2 protein-coding genes are annotated in these 1424 nt (G+C 72.5%); both read left to right on the forward strand.

Features of this window, described 5'->3' with window-relative positions:
- The first annotated feature begins 173 nt into the window (after positions 1-173).
- On the forward strand, positions 174-695 hold the full coding sequence (locus AOQ53_RS16560) for a roadblock/LC7 domain-containing protein (protein WP_059418097.1): 522 nt from the start codon (positions 174-176) through the stop codon (positions 693-695).
- Between the two features lie 79 nt (positions 696-774).
- Positions 775-1149, forward strand: coding sequence for a roadblock/LC7 domain-containing protein (locus tag AOQ53_RS16565; protein WP_059418099.1), 375 nt, complete (start codon positions 775-777; stop codon positions 1147-1149).
- Positions 1150-1424: the final 275 nt, after the last annotated feature.

The raw sequence follows: 1424 nt of genomic DNA on the forward strand, positions 1-1424 counted from the left end.
GTCCCAGCCCCCGCCCCCGCTTCCGTTTCCGCTCCAGTGTCCGCCGAGCCGGGCCCCGCCCCTCGTCCCACGGCACCGGACGAGCCCGACACCGCACTGCTGCGACGGCTCCTGCACGCCTTGGAGGCACTGTGATCCGCGCGCGACGACAGCGTGCCGAAAGGAGACTGCTCATGGCCGTCGAGACCGACGTCCTCGACGAACTGCGTCGGCTCCGCACCCGCATACCCCGGCTGACCGGTTCGCTCGCGGCCACCGTCGACGGACTCGTCCTCGCCCACGACGTCCCGGACACCGAGCCGGAGGGACTCGCGGCGCTCACCGCCGCCGCCCTCGGCGTCGCCCACCGCATGACCGACGCCGCAGCGCGCGGCGACTTCCGCGAGCTGCTGGTGCGCGGCTCCGGAGGCTACGTCGCCACCTACGCGGCCGGGACGACCGCCGTCCTGACCCTCCTCGCCGAGGACCGCGTCAACGTCGGCCGCCTCCACCTGGAGGGCCGACGCAGCGGCGCCCGGATCGCGGACCTGGTGGCCACGCACGTCGGACCGGGCACCGGCCGCCACGCCGACCGGCCCGCGCCCGCCGAACACCTCGCGGCGGCGCCCCCGGGCACCGCCCGCCCCATCGGCACCCTCCCGGTGCGCACCCCGCAGCGGCCCACCCACCAGCCGCGCCCGCAGACCGGCATCTGAACCTTCCGCACCTCCCGAACCTCCCGACCGACCGAAGAAACACCGAACGAAGAAACACCGACCGAAAGGAACCGTCTGTATGGCGAACACCGAGACCGCGCTGAAGGAATGCCTGAGCTCCGTCGAAGGAGCGACGGCCGCGGCACTCGTCGACTACACCAGCGGCATGGCGCTCGGCACCCTCGGCGGCAGCAAGGACTTCAACCTGGAAGTCGCCGCCGCCGGAAACACCGATGTCGTACGGGCCAAGCTGCGCACCATGGAACTCCTGGGCCTGAAGGAGGAGATCGAGGACATCCTGATCACCCTGAACTCCCAGTACCACCTCATCCGCCTGCTCAAGGGGCGCGGAGGCAGCGGACTGTTCCTGTACCTCGTGCTCGACGCGAGCCGCGCGAACCTGGCGATGGCCCGCCACCAGCTGCGCCGGATCGAAAACGACCTGGAGGTCTGAGCCGGCACCACGGACGGGAGCCCTCCACCACGGACACTTCGGGGAGGGCCCCGGCACGCCGGACGCCCGCCGCGCCGGGCTGCCACCTCCTGCTCACCGGCCCAGACCACACCTAGTGCCCCGGCAGGCGACGTTCGCCCCGTCGCGACGCCCGGCACGCCCTCTCGCCGCACCGGCCGACAGCCCGAGTACATCCAGTACGAGGGATTCCGGCCGGCACTCCCCCAAGCTCTTCGAGCAGGGGGTACCCCCAGAGCACGCACCGGACGCCGCTC

The organism is Streptomyces azureus (genome assembly GCF_001270025.1).
GTDB classification, from domain to species: domain Bacteria; phylum Actinomycetota; class Actinomycetes; order Streptomycetales; family Streptomycetaceae; genus Streptomyces; species Streptomyces azureus.

Bases quoted from the DNA above. Each gene is read 5' to 3' on its own strand.
- AOQ53_RS16565 (WP_059418099.1), top strand. From the start codon at position 775: ATGGCGAACACCGAGACCGCGCTGAAGGAATGCCTGAGCTCCGTCGAA.
- AOQ53_RS16560 (WP_059418097.1), top strand. From the start codon at position 174: ATGGCCGTCGAGACCGACGTCCTCGACGAACTGCGTCGGCTCCGCACC.